Origin of the sequence: Mycobacterium colombiense (assembly GCF_003284935.1) — a bacterium.
Taxonomy (GTDB): Bacteria; Actinomycetota; Actinomycetes; order Mycobacteriales; family Mycobacteriaceae; genus Mycobacterium; species Mycobacterium arosiense_A.
Genome location: NZ_QMEV01000003.1, coordinates 108453 through 124672, shown reverse-complemented (window position 1 = coordinate 124672; position 16220 = coordinate 108453). Strand labels below are relative to the sequence as shown.

Below are 16220 nucleotides of genomic sequence, written 5' to 3'. Positions count from 1 at the left end.
ACCTGCTCAGATTACATTGGTCGTCCCGGCGGGACCGGTCACCGCGGGGGCCAACCGGAGTCGACGCCGCGGTGCCTTCACCGTCGAACCCGGACACGGCTTGGTCCTGTTCTCCGACGGCCTGGTGGAACGTCGCGGCGAGCGGATCGACGGCGGGCTCGATCTGTTGGGCGCGGGGCATACCATCATCACGCTGCTTCGTCCCTGAACTCCCGCTAAGCGATTCGTATATCAGCGCCTAATCGAGCGGCGGCCATCTACAGTTCGACAAATAGCGAGCTGCATTGACCACTAAAGGACAATACGATGGCGAAAAGTGTTGCAACCAAAAACGACAACGAAAAGATCGTGGTCGACTTTATCCATGCCGCTTACGGCACGAGCATGGACGTGGACGCGATGACCGCGCTCATGGCCGACGATTTCGTGTGGCAGCTGCACGTGCCGCTGTCGCCGGTCGTGCGGGGCCGTGACGCGGCGCGCGCCGAACTCGAGAAGCACAACACCCTGGCGACGGGCATGATCGAGGGGAGTGAAATCCGCACGATGGTGTCCGATCACGACACCGTCGTCGTCGAGCGAGTCGACGTGAACGCCATGAACGGCGTGGCCGTCACGTTCCACGTCACCGCGATTTTCGAGGTTCGCGACGGGGCGATCACGCACTGGCGTGAGTACTGGGACACCAGTCACGTAGCTCAACAGCTCGGCATAGATCCCGCGCTGATGTTCGCGCCGTTGGGCGATTAGCCTGCGGGGCAGAGGATTTGGCGGGCCGAGCTAGCCGTTGGCGCTGAGGATTTTGATCGCGAAGACCAGCGAGTCGCCGGGCTGAATGCCGGCGCTGGGCTGGCCCTCGCGGTAGCCATCCGCGGGGACCATCGCGACGGCCACCGTCGACCCGACCTTCTGCCCCGCGATGGCCTTCTGAAAGCCCGGCACGACTCCGGTAAGCGGGAAGTCGACCGGCGCGCCGCGCTGGTAGCTGCTGTCGAAGACGGACCCGTCACGTCCGTTGACACCCATGTAGCAGACGGAGACCCTGGCGGTGTTCGAGACCACCGGCCCGTCTCCGGCGTGCAGGGTGTGCACCTGGGTCTGGCCCACGCTGAACGGCGTGGTCACCTTCACGAGCGGAGCGGCGGTGTCGGTGGATCCGGTGACCGAGACGCTGCCCGTGGTGCCGCTCAGCGTCCAGTCGGGCGTGGCACCGTTTTGCGGCGCCGCGGTGGGGCACGAGCCGGCCGCTGTGGCCGGGCCGGCTCCGGCGAGCGTCAGAACGGTTGCCGCGACACAAGCCGCGAGCGCGACGGAGGAAAACATCCGGGAGGACTTCACCGCCGTCACGCTACAGCCAGTTATTGCGTCGCTCGGCGGGGGTCCTCAGGTGCAAAGGCTGGGGGCGTCGCAGACATTGCCGGGGCAATAGATCGAGTGGGCGGCGTTGACCAGGCTTCCGACGTCCAACAGCGTGACGCCCTTGGTGTCCAAGCGGGCGTGCAGGTCGTCGGCGATCTGTTGCGGCGTCCAGCCCCAGGTCAGGTCGTAACACACGTCGTGCGCCTCGGCGATGAGCGCCTCGTCCGTCTTCGGCGGCCAGGTGAGGCCGGCGGCCCGCAGTTGCGCGAGGTACGCGTCATCTTGGGGAGTCGCGGCCGCGGTGCCGGCGGTGCTGACCAGTGCCGCAGCGGCCAGCAGGGACATGGCAAGCGCGGCCGGCCAACGAGTTGAGGGCATGCGATTCCCTTCCTGTCCTGGTGGCGCGATCGAGGCCGCCAAAAGCGTGCTGCTCCAATACAAGACAGATGCAGCATAGCCGCAGCTGACCCCAACGGCTCGCCGAAAGTTTCGCCCGCGCGGGTCGGCTAGCCGGTGACGCCAGCCAATTCGCGTGCCACCGCATCGAAGGCGCGCAGGGTGTCTGACATGTGCGGCTCGTGAGTCTGTAGCTGCGTGGACAACTTGGCGGCGACCACCTCCGCACCGCGGTTGATGTAGATCATCTGACCGCACATGCCTTGGCAGAGCACGACATTGCTGCCCGGGTAGGGGAACCACATCTGGTTGCGGTACATGCCGCCGGGCATCTCGTTGTCGTCGGGGCTGGCGGCGAACGCCTGACGCGAGTCGGGTCCGCCGTCGAGGGTGTCGGCGATCCACGCCGACGGCATCACGTGCCGGCCGGTCAACGAGACGCCGTCCCGCAAGAACAGTGACCCGAACCGGATCATGTCGGTGAGGCACGCGCTGATGCCGCCGTCGAAGAACCCGGTGCCCTCGGCGTCGACGCCGATCGTGGCGTCGCATTGCGCGCCGATGCGGCTCCACAACAATTCCGACATCAGCTCCGGCATCCGTTGGCCACCGGCGATCTCGCAGATCCAGCCCAGCACGTCGGTTTCACACGAACGGTATTCGAACGGACCACCATGGGCGCGCTTCTGGCGCAAGCTCAACAGGAACTCCTGCAGCGTCGCGGGAGCGTCCGGACTTCTGCCGGGCGCCCAGCCCATTGCCTGGTCGAGCAGGTGTATCTGCGCGGCCGGGTCGTCGTAGTTCTCCGAGAACGCGATGCCTGACCTCATGTCCAACAGGTGGCGCACCGTCGCACCGGCATAGCCGCAATCCTGCAGGGCGGGAACGTATTTCGTGACCTTCGCGTCGAGATCGATCGCACCGTCCCCGTGCAGCGCGCCTGCCACCGCGCCGATGAGCGATTTGCTCACCGAGAACAGCAGGTGCGGGCTTCCGGCGTCCAAGCCGTTGAGGTATTCCTCGGCGACCATCGCACCGCGGAAGGCGACGGCCCACCCGTCAGTGCCGGCGCCGGCCAGCACCGCGCCGACGGTAGTGGCCGCGCCGTCCGTGCCGATCAGCGGGATCGCCGACAGATCAGCAGGAGCTGCGGGCACCGTCGCGACCGGCCCGGTCCCGCGCGAAATGACCGCGGTCGGTACGAAATCTTCGACGTGCTGGAACGACCATCGCGCGTACGGCGCCGACAGCCAGTTGTCCAGTGCGATACCGGCCGGGGCGCGTTTCACGCTCGTGCGACGAGCCGAGAAACGATCGGCGCGGCCGGCGTCAAGGGGGTTGAGACGAACTTCGCCTTCATCCCCTTGACCCAGCGCTGGCAGCGCTCACTGAGCCGATAGTCATCCGTCTGCAGGTGTGAGCGAGTGACGAGCACGCCGAGTTGGGCACCCTGCGAACGTAAGTCGCCAGGTGCGGCGACCCGCATGTAAAAGGCCTCGGAGCCGTCAAGCAGCGTGGCCCAGTCGTTAGCGGTCCGCGAAAAGGAGACCCGCCCGTCGTCGTCGATCCGCCACACCCCGGTGCGTGGCGTCGCGGTGAAGAGCTCGATATCCGACGACGTCTCGGTGATGATGACCTGGCCCCAGACCTCGTCGTCGCCATAGCCCCGCTCCCAGCGCGAGTTGACCTCATCGATGTCGAGCTCGTAGTCCACGTCCATGTACTCGAGCAGATGAAAGAGGAACAGCGGCATGTCGGCGTAGGCCTCGGTGGTCAAGTTCGTCATCGGGCTGGCACCGCTCAGGCGGGGATTCACCTCGCCGAGGTAGAGCTGGTCGGCGTCCAGATCGTGCAACAGGTCCACCTCGAAGTAGCCGCGGTAACCCTCGCGGCGCATGACATCGCCCAGCTTTGCCACCATTTCCCGGGCGGCGTGGGTCTGGGCGGGCGGCAGCACCTCGCGCCAGATGTCATTGCCACACCAGCTGCCCCGGCTCGGAGTGAGTTCCGAATATCCGACGAGACTCGTCATCGCGGGCCCGACCACCGTGCCGTGCCGGGTCACGGCACCTTCGAGGCACACCTCGACGTTGCGGATCCGTTTCATCACCTTGAGCTCTTGCCCCACCAGGTCACCGGCGTGCTGGTCCCAGTCGCGCTGACCGTGCACAAAGAACGTGCCGCTGCCGGCGTTGCCGTAGGCGATCGAGATGACGAGGTCATCTCCCAATCCGGCGTTGTCCGCGAGCGCCAGCAGCTCGTCATAGGAGCTGGCCCGGCCGATCGTATTAGGCACGCTGGGCACCCCCGCCTCGTCGGCCAGGCGCGTCATGACGATTTTGGAACCCAGGCGCTGGCGCAACTCGGTCGGCGGATGCATGACTTCGAGGCCTGCCGACCGCGCGAGCGCCTGAATCTCCTCGTTCAGCATCACAAAGCAGCACTTGCCGCCGGGACCTTTACCGGCGATGAACTCGACCGTCTCGGGATCGGATAGCAGATGGCTGCACACCTCGTCCATGGAATCGAAATCGCGGCGGTCGCGCCGCCGGGGCACGAACACGCGCGAGTGTGTGCCTTCGAAAGAGTCAAAGTAGGTCAGGTAGAAGAAGTTTCGTATCCAGCGATCAACGCCGAGGAGGTTGAACGGCGTGGGCGAGATGAAGAAGAGCGGCACCTTGTTCGTGTGAAAGAACGCGCGTATGTCCGAGAGGCCGTTCAGCGTCCGGCGCGGCTCGGGCCCCGTCACGTCTGTCGCGGTGACATCGAGGCCCGAACCCCGGGCGAGGGTGGCGGCGCGGCCGGACGTGGCGCGCTCGGCGCAACGTCGATGCAATGGCGTATCTCCATTCGACAAGTGTGCGCCCTGTCGGCGCCAGTGTCGAAGGGGAAACAGTCCCGAATGCAGACAGCGAGCCGGACGATACGCCTGGGCCCAAGGGCCGTGGCCGGCGTTTAGGCCGTTGCCCCGCAGCGCGTTTGGTGTGTCCCGGGTGGATATCGGCCGGGGTGTCGCCGCGAATTAGTCGGCAGCGCCGGGCCGGCCCGCGCCGACCCTGGCGGGTCCGAGCATGACCGGGAGGTGCTTGATTCCGTGCAACAGCGTGCTGTCGTTCGGGGTCGGTTCGTCCGCGAGGGTGAGTTCGGGGAATCGTTCGAAGAGCGCGCGCAAACCGATGTTGAGTTCCATCCGGGCGAGCGGCGCGCCGAGGCAGGCGTGGACACCGGTGCCGAAGCCGATGTGGTCGCGGGCGTTGACCCGGGTGACGTCGAATTCGTCGGGACGATCAAAGACGGCCGGATCGCGGTTGGCGCCGGCGATGCTGAGGAAGACGGTCGAGCCCGCCCGCACGGTGTGGCCGCCGATCTGCAGCGTTTGGGCCGCCACCCGGGCGCCGAATTGGGCGACGGAGCGGTAGCGCAGGGTTTCTTCGACGGCGTTGGGCCAGCCCTCGGGCTGCGCGTGGAGGCGGGCCAGCTGGTCGGGGTGATCGAGGAGCGCGGTGACGGCGTTACCGAAAGCGTGTGTGGTGGTGATGAATCCGGCGCCGAGCAACAGCCCGGCGAACATCTTGACTTCGAGTGCGATGAGATCACTGTCCTGCAGCACGGCAGACAAGACGCTGTTATCGCCGCCGCTGCGCCGCAGCCGCTCGATGTGCGCCTCGAGATAGCCTTCGAATTCGCGCAGCGCCGCGAGGGCGGTCTCGAAGTCACGCCAGGAGGGCACCGTGGTGGTGAGCAGCTTGGCGCCCGGGTCGGCCATACCGTAGAGATAAGGAATTTCTTCGCGCGGAATCCCCAGCAGCTCGGCGATGACCTGGATGGGAATCTGAGAGGCGTAGTCGGCGATCAGGTCGCAGTGAGCGTTGCCGCCGAGGTCGTCGAGCAGGGCGTCGACTATCTCCTGAATGCGTTGGCGCAGCCTATCGGTGGCCCGCGGGGTGAATGCCCGCGACACCAAGCGTCGCAGGCGCTCATGCTCGGGTGGGTCGATGACCAGTAGAGACGGCGGTTCGAGGCCGTTCAGTACGCCGGGATTCGTTTTCGCAAGTGCCCATTGAGCCATACGAAACGGTGACCGATCGTGGGGCTTGGCGGTCCGAAACCTATCGTCCCGCAACACCTCTCGGATAATTCGCGCATCGGCGGTGGCCCAGCCGCCGATCACCTCCGACAGGCGCCCCCGTTCGCGGATCTGCTCAATGAGGTGATGCGCGTTGTCGGGGCGGTTGTTGTCGATCACCAAGCGGGCGAACGGGTCGCCTCGGCGAGCCAGCAGCTTCAGCGTCGCGCGAGCCAGTCCGTATCCCAGCAGCCAGTGCGACCGGGTTTTGAGCGCCATTCCGTATTGTTCGCCCCTACCTCGCCGGATGGATAGAGGCGCGCGTCAACGTCGCCGAGGCTAGGTGTCTCGGTGGTATTCGTCTTTCATCAGGACATCGACGCCGCGCCAGCCCCAATACACCCGGTGGGCCTGGATCAGGCCTCCCTCGATCTCCATCACCTCGACGAAGTCCATCTGCTCGCCGTCCGGCGTCGCACGGGGATACTCCCACGTCACGCGCCGTCCGTCGGTGAAAAAGCCTGCCCGGTGATAGGCGCGCAGCGTCGGCGTGCGCGCTACCACCTCGGCGAGAAAGGGCCGTAGCTGCGGGTGCCCCCGGCGGATTCCCTCCTTGCCGGTGATGTGGGCGGCCAGCGGACTTTCCAGGGTCGCATCGGTGGCGTAACAGGCCAGCAGCGCGTCCAGGTCATGAGCTGCCAGGGCGTCTTCCCACGCCTGCACCACTGCCTCGATCGCGCGCCGCGGGGCTGTCGTGTTTGCCGCGGTGTCTTCGGTGTCCATCGGCCCATCGTGACGCCGTATTGCTTCGGTGCCGCCCGAAATGTCCGCCGCCTATCGTGGTGGCATGCCCAGCGATCCCGCACAGGCGATCGCCGTCCGGCACGGCGGTGACGCCGATATCGGCAGTGTTGCCGCACTGATCGGCGAGCGGGCCCGTGCACGGGTATTGATGGCGTTGCTCGACGGGCGCGCGCTGCCCGCCAGCGTGCTGGCCAGCGAAGCCGGGGTGGCCGCTTCGACGGCCAGCGAACACCTTGCCCGACTGGTCGATGCCGGCCTGCTGACGGTGCACCGCCAAGGCCGCGCCCGCTACTTCCGTCTGGCCGGCCCGCCGGTCGCCGAAGCCTTGGAGGCGCTCGCCCGAATCGCTGCGCCAAAGCCGATCCGTTCCCTGCGCCAAGGGACGCGTGCGCACGCCCTGCGGCGCGCCCGCACCTGTTACAACCACCTCGCCGGGCGGCTGGGGTTGGCGATCATGAGCGCGATGCTCGACCGGGGACTGCTCGCCGGCGGCGACGGACGCTACCGTCCCGGTCTCGCGGTCGCCGACCGGCTGTCGGCTCCAGGAGCGGACCTGACCTACCAACTCACCGCGGATGGACGAGAAACCTTGAGCACCTTGGGAATAGACCTTGCCGCTGTCGATCGCAGCAAAGTCATGATCCGCTACTGCGTGGACTGGTCCGAACAACGCCACCACCTGGCCGGCGCGCTCGGGGCCGCGCTTACCCGACGCCTGTTCGACCTGGACTGGATCCGGCACATCAATCAACGCCGCGCGGTGGTGCTCACCGATGCCGGACGGCAGGGACTCAGCCAGACCTTTGGCCTGCCCGCGAATTGGGATTGACCGTTTAGCCGGTCAACCCGCGACCGAGCGCTCGAGAGCGGCCAGCGACGTGGCGAGGTAATCCTCGCCGAAGATGGGCATCTCACCGACGCGGTCTCGGAAAGCCTGCGGCGTGCCGCTCCAGTCGTACGTGAGGGTGACGTCGGTGCGGTCACCGTTCGGCACAAGGTCATAACGCCAGAACCAGCCGCCGGGCGTGTGGTTGCCCGCGTCGTCGAGCGCCCCCGGCATCCAGGCAATGGCGCGGTCCCGCTCGAACACATGCACCAGGTTGTGCGTGACGTAGTCGCCGCCCGCGGCGATGAGGTACATGTTCATCGCGAACATCTGTCCCGCGCCGGTGATCGGGGCTGTGTCCACCGCATTGCGGACCCAATCCGTTGGCTCGGTGTCCTGGTGCCGGGACGGGTCGGCGAGGACCGTGAAGACCTCGGCCGGGGTGGCAGCGATGGTGCGGGTGACAACGTAACCTTCGGCGGCGCTCATAGCGTGGCCTCGGTCGTCGTGGATCCGTAAGCGGCTGCAATAGCGGGGGAGTCGAGCCACCCCGAGTAGGTGGGCCGCGACGGCCACCCTTCCGGCGAATCGAGCCAATCCTCTTGACGACCCCACGGCAGAATGTCGATCAGCCCGAACGAGTGACTCAGTTGCTCGGTGCCTCGCCCCGTTCGTATGCCACGTGCGATACACAGTGTCGCCGTCGCGGAGAAAAACGTTCACGCCGAAACCGCCACCGGGCGGCGCGTCCATGTCGGCGGCGAACGGGCTCTGCGATGACGAGTACCACTCCATCCGGTTGCCGACTTTCCGCTTGTAGGCCAGCGCTTCCTCGATCGGTCCGTTGGTGACGATGACGAACCGGGCGTCGTAGTTCTCGAGGAATTCCAGTCGGGTGAATTGCGACGTGAATCCGGTGCACCCGCTGCACTGCCATTCCGCGCCGTCGGACCACATGTGGTGATAGACGATCAGCTGGGATCGCCCGTCGAACACATCGACCAACCGGAGGGGTCCATCGGCACCGACCAGGGTGTAGTCGGGCAACTCGACCATCGGCAGCCGTCGCCGCTGGGCGGCGATCGCATCCAATTCGCGGGTGGCGGCCTTCTCGCGGTTGCGCAGTTCGTCCAGTGCGGCCCGCCAGGTTTGGTGATCGACGACTGGCGGCAACGCCGTGTGTTCGGGGGACATGGCTCCACCTTTGCTCTCGATTTGTCCGTCCGAAAGGTCTGACCGCTCGCGCGTCCGAACTTCATCGGCGCACCGGCCCGTCAACCGTCCATTTGCGGACCCCGGCAGTCGGGAGTCGCCCGCGTTTGCTCGAGCGCCGAAAACGCTATTGACCTCCACGGCCGGGGTTGGGTTCGATGAACGGATAGTGACGAGGGGAGGTCCCCGTGAGGACATTCATTCGCCAAGCAGTCGTCATCGTCATGCTGGCGTTCGCATCGATGGCGGCCGTGACGGTGTTGACACCGGCGGTGAGCAAGGCCGACTGCGCCGACGGCGAGTGGTGGGACCCGACCGGCAAGGTTTGCCGGCCGCTGGGGGTCGGGCCGCAACCCTTGGCGTGCGACCCGGGCCAGTGGTGGGACCCGACGGCCAATGTGTGTCGTCCCTTGGGTGTCGGCCCCCAACCGCTCGCATGCGACAACGGCTGGTGGTGGGATCCGGGCACCAATGAATGCCGTCCGCCGGCCGGCTAGCACCTAGACGGCGGGATCCCGACTGATTCAGCAGAGCGGCGTACTGGCGTTCCAGGGCCTTGGCCGCACCGCCATACCAGCTCGGCGAGACCGACAGTGACATCGGATCGGGGAAGATCTCTTCGGCCCCTTGCTCCACCCCGTCGAAAATGGCGCGCGCCACGGACTCCGCTGAGGACTTGGGTATGTCGAGGCCTCGGGTCATATCGGTGTCCACCGGGCCGGTCAGGACCGCGTGAACGCGTACGCCCTGTCCTGCGAGAAGAACTCGCAACGACTGGGTGAAGTTGAATGCGGCGGCTTTCGAGATCGAATAGGCCGGAATCAGCGGTAGCGGCGCGAGCGCGTTAACCGAGAGATTGTTCACGATGGCACCCCGAGACCGAATGAGCAACGGCAGCAAGGCCTGAGTGAGGTCGGAGGTGCCGAAGAGATTGACGGCGAGGTGTTGTTGGAGCACCGCGCGATCACTCAGGTCGTCATAGAGCGACACGCCGGCGTTGTTGACGAGGATGTCGAGGGATTCGAGTTTTATCGCGATCTGCTCGATCTGCGCGGCGTCGGTCACGTCCAGGCTCACGGCGATCACCCGCGGGTCCGGATGCACCGCCCGTCGCCGGGTGCCGGCGTACACGTTTTTGGCGTCTCGACGCAACGCCTCCTCGACCAGGGCCTTCCCGATGCCCCGATTGGCGCCGGTCACCAGAACGGTCTTGCCAGCGATGCTCATACATCCTCCTAGATCAAACGGCAGTTTGAAGCGGTCGAAGATGTAGATCCCGCGTGGCGCAGAAACTAAGCGGCCGTGGGCCGCCTAGTGCCGCGGGCGTTGCTCCGAACCAACCGGCACATCACGGCGTTCCCGAGCACATGAACGGAAACCCGCACCACGGCTTGCGCGTCGCCTCCGGCGGCGGGGGACCACCCTCCCAGACACCGGGGGCCGCGTTTCCGTGCCCCCAGACGACGCCGTACCAGGTGTGGCACTGGCTGGCGTCCCAGTCGACTTGCGTTCCCGGGCAACCGCGGCCGGTCTGCGGGTGCAGCCCGGTCTTCTGGTCTTCGGGGCAACAGGTGTATGGCCCGCTTGCACCCGGTGGTACCGGCCCGTCTTCGGGCGCGAAGCCATGCGTCTGCGGCACGGGACCCGGCTGGGCCTGTGCGGGACCGAGGGCGAGCCCCAGCCCGGTCACCGCCACACCGCCCGACAACAGCGCCGCGCCAACGATTTTCTTCGCCACTCGATGGATGTCCACAGCAGTGCCCTTTCGCAGGTATCGGAAATTCAACGCCGAAACTCGCGAAATTTTTGCGCTTTGGCGCGGCTACCGATCCCAACAAGGGGTTAGCGCATCACACACCGGCCGGGACCAGCGCCGCCGACGTCCGCATCTCGTGCCGCAACGCGGCGAAGTCGGTGATCGTCTTCGTGGTCACCGTCGCCACCGGGCGCGAGTTGCGGCCGGTGGCTTCGCGCTTGGACACCATCACCACACTGTCGATGTAGGGCTGGATGGTGGTGGCGTTCTGCACGGTCGCCACGATGACGAGCTGGAAGCCGAACTTGCGGAACGCCTGCAAAGCCTGCTGAGCGAACTGCGGGTCGGACTTGGAAAACGCCTCATCGAGCATCAGCTGAGCGAAAACCGGCTTGTTGTCGGCACTTTCGGGATTGGCCAGGTTGAAGCTCAACGCCCCGGCCAAACAGAACGCCATCAGCTTCTCCTGCTCGCCGCCGGAGTTGTCGCCGGCGTTGCTATGCGTGCGGATCAGCTCGTCACTGCTGACATCCCACTCGGCACAGTCGAAGGTGAACCGGTTACGGACATCGAGGGCGTCACGGGTCCAGGCCTTGTCTTCAGGAGCCGTCGAGGCCAATCGGTTACGCAGGCGCAGGATGTCGGCGTACTGGTCCAGGATGGCCTGCTTGTCGCCGAGGCCGACCTCGGCGATGCGCCGTGAGATGGCCCGAACGATCTCGGTGAGCTCGGCGACCGCGGTCAGGCTTCGCGCCGTGGCGCGCAGGGTGACCCGGGTGCCGCGGTTGAACTCCACCGCACCCAGCCCGGTGTTGACGCGTTCGATCTGCTCGCTGATCCGACGGGCCTCCTGCTCGGCGACGCGGTGCAGGGTCAGGATGGCGTCGGGCGCCTGCTCGGTGACCAGCCGCATCATTCGCTCGTAGGCCTCGGGCAGTTCCCGCTCGTCGATGTGGCGGCACAGCGCGACGTAATCGTGCACCCGCTCGTCGAAGACGTCACTGTCATTGGGGATCGCGTCGGGGAACGCGGTGTCGAACGTGTTGAGGATCCGCGCCAGCTCATCGTATGAGCGCCTGCGGCTTTCGCGCAGTTGCTCGCGCTCGCGCCGGATGGCGGTGAACACCGCGTCGCGGTGCGGTTCGGGGTTGAGCATGTCCAGCGCGACGGGCACTTCGGCGGCGTAGCGGTTCAACAGATCGGTCAGCGGCTCCGAGACGAAAGCCGGAGCCAGCCGGTCCTGGAGCTCGAGCAACCGGGTGCGGCGACCGTCGAGGTCGTCGCGGCGGGTCTGGATCGCACCTCGACGGGTCATCAAGGTCTGGATCTGTTCCCAGCATTCCTCGGCCCGCGCCGTCAGCGCCTCGATATCCGGATTGTCGGCCAGCAGCAGCTCGAACTGCTCGCGCAGCCGATCGGCGTGGCCGTCGGCGGTCTCGGTGTCGACATGGGTCCACTGCTCGTATTGATCGCAGATCGCCCTGAACGCCGCCGCCCGGTCACGCCACTGCTGGCGCTCGGCGGCGATGTCGTCGGCGACGCCGCGGGCACGGCGATACGCCTCTTCGGCGTTGGCGAGATCCACGGTCAACGCGTCGATCTTGGCGGCGACATCGCCCTGGTAGATGTAGTCGGCCTGCTTGAGCGGTCGGCGGTCGTCCTTGATGGCCAGGCGTTCGGAGTCCTTGTACAGGCCGGTGTCGGTGACCGCGCGCCGGAAGCGAGGGAACACGTCGGGGGTGTCGACGCAGATGTGATCGCCGGCGGCGGCGATGACGTCGGCGGCCTCGGCGGCGCAGTCATGGTTCGGGTCGACCACGAACAGCTTGCCGGCCAACGTATTCGGCTCGGCTTCGGTGATCTCCGCGCCGATGAACCTGGTGCGGACGTGATGCAGCTGCAGCCGACCACCCATGTTGGTCTCGTTGACGAACCGCAGCACCGCGGCGTAGTGGCTGTCTGGGACGAGCAGCCGCAGACCCACGCCGCGCAGCACCTTTTCGACGGCGACGCGCCAGCGACTGTGCTCGGGCCGCAAATCCATCAGCTCGGCGATGTAGGGCAGCTCGCCGGGGTGGATACCGACGGCGGCGCAGATGTTTTCGCGCATGGTCAGCGCGAACTCCGGCAGCGCCGAGCCGACACGCTCTACGCGTTTGAGTTCCTTGGCCGCGTCGTCGCGAGCGATGCGTGCGACTTTCTGGGCGTACTCGGCGTCGGTCGAGGCCTCCCGGCCGCGATCCAGTTTCGCCAACAGCTCGGTGGCGCGGGTGGTGAGTTCCTCACGCAGATTCCAGAATTCGTCGGCGGTCTCCGGGATGTCGAGACCGTGCGTGTTGAGCATGGCTTCATAGGCGGTGCGCCGGCGCGACACCTGCTCGGCGTGCGCCTCGGCCGCGGCCACCTGCGACTGCAACGGGCCCAGGCTGGTGCTGGATCCGCTGATCTGGGCGTTGAGCGAATCGCCTTCGGCCTTGGCCAGATTCAGCTGGCGGGTAACGTCCTCATATTCGTTGCCCAGCTGATCGATGGTGGCGTCGAGCGATTCGATCTGCGACGGGCACTGCGTCAGCCGGACGTGGTCGGTGTAGGCCCGGACCATCGGTTGGTCGACGAGATCGATGATGCCCAGGTCTGAGGACTCCGAGGCGTAGCGCTGCTGGATCTTCTCGATGTCGCCGAGGATCTTGCGCTTGCGTTGCGCGACGGCCAGCAGTTCGCGGGCGTCGACCAGCGGATCGATCTGCTTGAGCGCCTCGGGCAGCCGGGTCAGGCTTCCCGGCTCGTCGAGCATGAACTCCCGGACGAACTGTTCAAGGCCCCCAACGCTTTTCAGCGATTTGGCCTTGCCGAGCAGCTGCTGCGCGGCATCGGAAGCCCGGATGCCGATGGTGGCATACAACTGGGCGAGGTACTGCGACTCCACCTTGGTGGAGAACCGCCAGTCGTCCTTGAACACCGCGGCGTCGAAGCGGCCAGCGGCCCAGCGGTTGCAGACGTTCTCGATATCGCGGTCGCCGTCGGCCAGCACGAACCGGCTCGAGGAGTCCGACCGCGATTCACCGGTGAGCCATTTGAGCACCAGGCCGGTCACGGTGCGGCCGGTGTTGCTGCGGTAGGTGACGGCGACCGCCGACCAGGCGGTGCCGTCGCCGCGCAGATACATGACCTTGCTGGTGCCGGCGTCGCTGCGCTGACCCCAGGCCCCGCGGACGTATTTGTCGACGGTCCGCCGGCCGGCGCTCGACCCGGCGGCGGTGTTGTCGCCGGAGGCGTTGAAGTTGCGCCGGTTGAAGGGCAGGAAGCCAAGCGAAATGGCATCCAGCAGTGAGGATTTGCCGCTTCCAGAGGCACCGGCGATCAGCGCGCCCCCTTCGCTGAATCCGATGGAGTGGTATCCGTCGAAGACGCCCCAGTTGATGACCTGCAGGCGCGCCAGGTGGAACTGTTCAGTCATCCTCGGGTTCCTCCCCTTCGCCCTGCACTCGCTCCTGGGGGACGCCGCCGCCCAGGAGCACCTCGAACTGCTGCTGCAGCTCGGCGATCACCGAGGCCGTCATGACGGCGTTGATGACCGGGCTGACCGTGTAGCTGTCCTCGTCGTCGCGGGTCTTGCGCAGGATCTCCAGCGACGTCAGCCGGGCGATGGCGCCGTCGATGCGCGCGCTGAACGTCACGGCGTCGCGGTCGACATCGTTGAGGACGCCGGAGAACAGCCCGTGCATTTCGTCGCGGCTGATCACGACGGCCTGATCACCGGAGGCGCGCATCATCTGCGCCAGGTGCAGCGCCAGGATGGAATCATAGGTGCCCAGCGGTTCACGGCGCAAAAGCTTTACGCCCCGGGCGGATTCGTAGCGGGCCTGCTCGACGAACGCGACCCCGTCCGTCTCGGAGGCGCCCTCGACGACGCGCAGCAACAGATCCAGTTCCGACAGCCGGACCGAGAGTTGGGCGCGGTATTCCTGCACCCAGGTGTAGACGTCGCGATCGGCGTCGGCGCTGATGTAGCGGCGGGTCAGCAGCTGTTGTAGCGCCCAGCAGGCCCGGTCGGGCAGCTCGGAAACGTCGCCGTCGAACCGGGGCCGGCGCTGGTGCGGGATGCGCGCGGTCTGGTCGACCTGGGGGAGGGCGGAGAATCCGCTGTAGTCCGCGGTCTCCTTGACGGTCTCTTCGACGGTCACGCAGTGGCTCCCAGCAGACTGGAAACCGGCTCGGTGAACATCAAGTGGGGCACCTCCATTTCGCGGTCGCGCCCGTCCAGGGATTGAAAGCGGACGGTGACCGATTCGGAAGCCTGCGCGGATTCCGGTTGTTTGAGCGCCCAGGACCACAACACGATGACGTGGCCCAGGTAGGCCGAGTCGAGCATCGCGACCGCGTCGGGCAGCGACAGCTTGGCCCCGGAGCCGATCGCGGTGTTGATCATCTCGGACATCGCGGGCGCGTCGACCTGCGTGGTGAGCGCTGCGAAGCTGGTCAGGTCGACCTCGCCCTCGGCCGCCTGGGCCGGCTTCGGATTGGACAGGTCACCGATCCGGAAGCTCAGTGCCCCAACGGAACTGAATGCGTGGCGGGCCAGGGGGAGTTCGATGTCCAGCCTGGAGTCGGTCAGCGAGGCTTTGAGCAGGTTGCGGGCGGCGCCGATGGCCTCGTTGAGCTGACGGGCCACACCGCGGCTCTGTTCGAGGGTGCCGAACGCGGTAAACCGTTTGACGCGCTGCGCGCAGCGCTGCTGGATGCGTTCCACTTCGTCGATCTGATGACCGACGAGTTCGAAGAAGCCGGCCATCACCCTGCGCAGGGCGGGGTCGAGGGCGGGCAGGGCTTGGGCGACGGCGGCGACGTCGGCTTCGAATTCGGCACGTTGGTCGGGGTCGTTGATCATCCGCAGGAAGGCGCGGTGCGAGTCGCGCCCCTGCGACTCCCACGCGGCCTCGTAGTCGGCGTACATGCGGCGCTGACGGTCGCGGTATTCGACGTTGCTGTCGATCGGCTCGTCGAGGGCCGCGGTGGCCCGCTCGATCATCGTCCCGTACTGACCGATGTCGGTGATCAGACGTTCCATCTGCAGGGCGATGGCGTGGGCTTCGTCGTAGGCGTCGGTGAGGTCGACGTCCTGGCTGTGCTCGGCGGAGGCCCCGCCTTGGTCCAAGGCGTCGAGTTCGGCTTGTAGAGCGGCGATTTCGGCTTGGATGCCGGCGCGGATACGGTCGGGATCGTTGCCGACCCGCAACGCGATCTGCTTGAGGCGGGACGCGATGCCGTTGATCGAGCCGCCGGTGGCGATGGTGTCCTGGCGGCGCATGCCCCGCAGGAAATCGAGCGCCCGTCGGGCTTCCTGGGTCAGATAACACAGGTTGCGTTCGACGCCGGAGCGCTGGTCGGCCACCCGATGTAGCCAGCCCTGACTGGCCCACGACTTGATCAGGGCCAGCCCGGACTGCTCGCCACACTGATCGAGTTCGGCCAGGTCGCGTTCGAGCCGGATGACGAGGTCGGTCTCGGGGACCACACCGCCGCTGAGCTGGCGCTCCATCAGCGTCGCATACAGATTGAGGTTCAACGTGGCCAGCAGGCGGACGGTCGGCGAACCCTGAAGGCCGCGGTTGGACTCGAGCAGGTCGGCAGGCGACAGCGTTGTGTCGTCGTCCAGCACGCGCCCTCCGTCTCGATCGGTCATGTCTCGGACGCTCCAAGATAGGGCACGGAGGCGACAATCGGCCTTCGGCCGGCGGGGTGTCGGGGGATGGCTTCGCCAAGTCGGTCACACCGGTCTCAGGCATCGCTCGAGCCTCAGT

15 protein-coding genes and 2 pseudogenes are annotated in these 16220 nt (G+C 66.5%); 4 read left to right on the top strand and 13 right to left on the bottom strand.

What is annotated here, in order from left to right; translation table 11 throughout:
• Positions 1–16: 16 nt before the first annotated feature.
• Positions 17–208, top strand: a complete 192-nt coding sequence (locus DQP57_RS02625; protein WP_165821729.1) for a SpoIIE family protein phosphatase — start codon at positions 17–19, stop codon at positions 206–208.
• Positions 209–306: 98 nt separating this feature from the next.
• Positions 307–750, top strand: a complete 444-nt coding sequence (locus DQP57_RS02620; RefSeq protein ID WP_112631434.1) for a limonene-1,2-epoxide hydrolase family protein — start codon at positions 307–309, stop codon at positions 748–750.
• A gap of 30 nt (positions 751–780) precedes the next feature.
• Here the strand turns inward: DQP57_RS02620 and DQP57_RS02615 are convergent, their stop codons facing one another.
• The 6 genes from DQP57_RS02615 to DQP57_RS02590 form a co-directional block, all read right to left on the bottom strand.
• Entirely contained in the window at positions 781–1338 is a 558-nt protein-coding gene (locus tag DQP57_RS02615) for an FKBP-type peptidyl-prolyl cis-trans isomerase (protein ID WP_165821736.1), read from the bottom strand.
• 45 nt (positions 1339–1383) lie between these two features.
• The gene (locus DQP57_RS02610) at positions 1384–1737 is read right to left on the bottom strand and encodes a DUF732 domain-containing protein (protein WP_430917718.1); all 354 of its coding nucleotides are present in this window, start codon (positions 1735–1737) and stop codon (positions 1384–1386) included.
• 128 nt (positions 1738–1865) lie between these two features.
• Positions 1866–3044, bottom strand: a complete 1179-nt coding sequence (locus tag DQP57_RS02605; RefSeq protein ID WP_112631428.1) for a serine hydrolase domain-containing protein — start codon at positions 3042–3044, stop codon at positions 1866–1868.
• Positions 3041–4504: a biotin carboxylase gene (locus DQP57_RS02600; RefSeq protein WP_112631557.1), complete on the bottom strand. Its 1464-nt coding sequence runs from the start codon at positions 4502–4504 to the stop codon at positions 3041–3043. The genes DQP57_RS02605 and DQP57_RS02600 overlap by 4 nt, the downstream gene beginning before the upstream one ends.
• A 273-nt stretch (positions 4505–4777) precedes the next feature.
• On the bottom strand, positions 4778–6100 hold the full coding sequence (locus DQP57_RS02595; protein ID WP_112631426.1) for a cytochrome P450: 1323 nt from the start codon (positions 6098–6100) through the stop codon (positions 4778–4780).
• A 60-nt stretch (positions 6101–6160) separates the two neighbouring features.
• Positions 6161–6604 (bottom strand): nuclear transport factor 2 family protein, encoded by a 444-nt coding sequence (locus DQP57_RS02590; protein WP_165821735.1) that lies wholly within the window; start codon positions 6602–6604, stop codon positions 6161–6163.
• Positions 6605–6668: 64 nt separating this feature from the next.
• Between DQP57_RS02590 and DQP57_RS02585 the strand changes: the two genes are divergently transcribed.
• On the top strand, positions 6669–7454 hold the full coding sequence (locus DQP57_RS02585) for an ArsR/SmtB family transcription factor (protein ID WP_112631553.1): 786 nt from the start codon (positions 6669–6671) through the stop codon (positions 7452–7454).
• 12 nt (positions 7455–7466) lie between these two features.
• Here the strand turns inward: DQP57_RS02585 and DQP57_RS02580 are convergent, their stop codons facing one another.
• On the bottom strand, positions 7467–7940 hold the full coding sequence (locus DQP57_RS02580; RefSeq protein ID WP_112631424.1) for an SRPBCC family protein: 474 nt from the start codon (positions 7938–7940) through the stop codon (positions 7467–7469).
• Positions 7937–8645, bottom strand: a pseudogene (locus DQP57_RS02575) (DUF899 domain-containing protein). Before DQP57_RS02575 ends, DQP57_RS02580 begins: the two are co-directional and overlap by 4 nt.
• Positions 8646–8851: 206 nt before the next feature.
• On the opposite strand from DQP57_RS02575, the gene DQP57_RS27075 reads away from it, so the two are divergent.
• Positions 8852–9160 carry a hypothetical protein gene (locus tag DQP57_RS27075; protein ID WP_112631423.1) on the top strand — a complete coding sequence of 103 codons (309 nt, stop codon included), beginning with the start codon at positions 8852–8854 and terminating at the stop codon, positions 9158–9160.
• Positions 9161–9323: 163 nt separating this feature from the next.
• Here the strand turns inward: DQP57_RS27075 and DQP57_RS02565 are convergent.
• The 5 genes and pseudogenes from DQP57_RS02565 to DQP57_RS02545 all read right to left on the bottom strand — a co-directional run.
• Positions 9324–9890: pseudogene (locus tag DQP57_RS02565) on the bottom strand (SDR family NAD(P)-dependent oxidoreductase); the annotation flags it as partial.
• A 121-nt stretch (positions 9891–10011) separates the two neighbouring features.
• The gene (locus tag DQP57_RS02560) at positions 10012–10416 is read right to left on the bottom strand and encodes a hypothetical protein (RefSeq protein ID WP_112631421.1); all 405 of its coding nucleotides are present in this window, start codon (positions 10414–10416) and stop codon (positions 10012–10014) included.
• Positions 10417–10513: 97 nt separating this feature from the next.
• A complete protein-coding gene (locus tag DQP57_RS02555; protein ID WP_112631419.1) occupies positions 10514–13876 on the bottom strand; it encodes an ATP-binding protein in 3363 nt (1120 codons plus the stop codon).
• A complete protein-coding gene (locus tag DQP57_RS02550; RefSeq protein WP_112631417.1) occupies positions 13869–14603 on the bottom strand; it encodes a DUF4194 domain-containing protein in 735 nt (244 codons plus the stop codon). The genes DQP57_RS02555 and DQP57_RS02550 overlap by 8 nt, the downstream gene beginning before the upstream one ends.
• Complete coding sequence (locus DQP57_RS02545; RefSeq protein WP_112631415.1) at positions 14600–16102, bottom strand: DUF3375 domain-containing protein; 1503 nt, start codon at positions 16100–16102, stop codon at positions 14600–14602. Before DQP57_RS02545 ends, DQP57_RS02550 begins: the two co-directional genes overlap by 4 nt.
• Between the last annotated feature and the right edge of the window lie 118 nt (positions 16103–16220).